The sequence below is a fragment of the Legionella septentrionalis genome, from assembly GCF_003989745.1.
Lineage (GTDB): Bacteria > Pseudomonadota > Gammaproteobacteria > Legionellales > Legionellaceae > Legionella_A > Legionella_A septentrionalis.
This window is the reverse complement of sequence record NZ_RZGS01000084.1, coordinates 1-1,164: the sequence shown is the minus strand read 5'-3', so window position 1 is coordinate 1,164 and position 1,164 is coordinate 1. Positions and strand designations below refer to the sequence as shown.

The following is a 1,164-nucleotide window of genomic DNA, read 5'->3' as shown; positions in this document are numbered from 1 at the left end:
TTTCGTAATTGCCACCGGCTGCATTGCTGATGCTGATGGTTTGTGTACCGGCATCGACGTAGGCATCGTCGGCTGGGGCTGGGAAGGTGACGCTGCCGCTCGTTTGTCCAGCAAGAATGGTGATCACTTCCCCATTGGACAAGGTTAAGGTTAAATCGGTTTGCGGTGCATTGTTGACGTTGGCGGTCAAAGTGATGGTGCCGCCTTCATTGACGGTGACATCGCTAAGCTCCACAAGGGTGGTGTCAATGGTGTCTTGAACGGTGATGGTTGCTGTGTCGCTAATATCCAATTGTTCGTAATTGCCACCGGCTGCGCTGCTGATGCTGATGGTTTGGCTATCGGCATCAATATAAGCATCATCGGTTGGCGCTGGGAAGGTGACGCTGCCACTCGTTTGTCCAGCGAGAATGGTGATCACCTGTCCGTTAGACAGCGTTAAGGTTAAATCCGTTTGCGGTGCATTATTGACATTGGCGGTTAAAGTGATGGTGCCGCCTTCATTGACGGTGACATCGCCTAAGGTGACGGTGGTGGTATCGACGGTGTCATTAATAGTAATCGTTGCGGTGTCGCTGGTATCCAATTGTTCGTAATTGCCACCGGTTGCGTTGCTGATGCTGATGGTTTGTGTACCGGCATCGACGTAGGCATCATCGGTTGGGGCAGGGAAGGTAACGCTGCCACTGGTTTGTCCTACCGCGATGGTGATGATTTCGCCATTGGATAAGGTAATGACCAGTGGGGTGTTTTGCGGTGCATTCTCGACATTAGCGGTTAAGGTGATGTTACCGCCTTCATCGACGGTGACATCGCTAAGCTCCACAAGGGTGGTGTCAATGGTGTCTTGAACGGTGATCGTCGCCGTGTCACTGATATCCAATTGTTCGTAATTGCCACCGGCTGCGCTGCTGATGCTGATGGTTTGGCTATCGGCATCAATATAAGCATCATCGGTTGGGGCTGGGAAGGTAACGCTGCCGCTCGTTTGTCCAGCAAGAATGGTAATCACTTGGCCATTGGACAGCGTTAAGGTTAAATCGGTTTGCGGTGCATTATTCACATTGGCCATCAAAGTCACCATACCGCCTTCATCCACGGTGACATCGCTAAGCTCCACAAGGGTGGTATCAATGGTATCTTGAACGGTAATCGTCGCCGTGT

1 protein-coding gene is annotated in these 1,164 nt (G+C 51.5%); it reads right to left on the bottom strand.

Annotated elements, in window-relative coordinates:
* Positions 1–1,164: immunoglobulin-like domain-containing protein (locus ELY11_RS12450; protein WP_158615207.1), on the bottom strand; the 1,164-nt coding region annotated here is incomplete at both ends.